Annotated in this window: 2 tRNA genes; both read left to right on the forward strand. The window is 50.0% G+C overall.

Going from position 1 to position 276, the window contains the following annotated elements:
- Positions 1 to 9: 9 nt before the first annotated feature.
- Positions 10 to 86: transfer RNA gene (locus ATN88_RS04275), tRNA-Ile, on the forward strand.
- Between the two features lie 34 nt (positions 87 to 120).
- Positions 121 to 196: transfer RNA gene (locus ATN88_RS04280), tRNA-Ala, on the forward strand.
- Positions 197 to 276 lie beyond the last annotated feature (80 nt).

The raw sequence follows: 276 nt of genomic DNA on the forward strand, positions 1-276 counted from the left end.
CACTTAGTTGGGTCTGTAGCTCAGGTGGTTAGAGCGCACCCCTGATAAGGGTGAGGTCGGTGGTTCGAGTCCACTCAGACCCACCAACTTCTTTCGAAGTTGGTTACTAAGTACATTGATGGGGCTATAGCTCAGCTGGGAGAGCGCTTGCATGGCATGCAAGAGGTCGACGGTTCGATCCCGTCTAGCTCCACCACTCTTTAAGCACACTTCTCTTGAAAGAAGAGAGGTCAAAGTGTTCTTAGAAAGTGGTCTTCCGAAAGGAAACATCATCAC

The organism is Enterovibrio coralii (assembly GCF_001559595.1).
Taxonomy (GTDB): domain Bacteria; phylum Pseudomonadota; class Gammaproteobacteria; order Enterobacterales; family Vibrionaceae; genus Enterovibrio; species Enterovibrio coralii.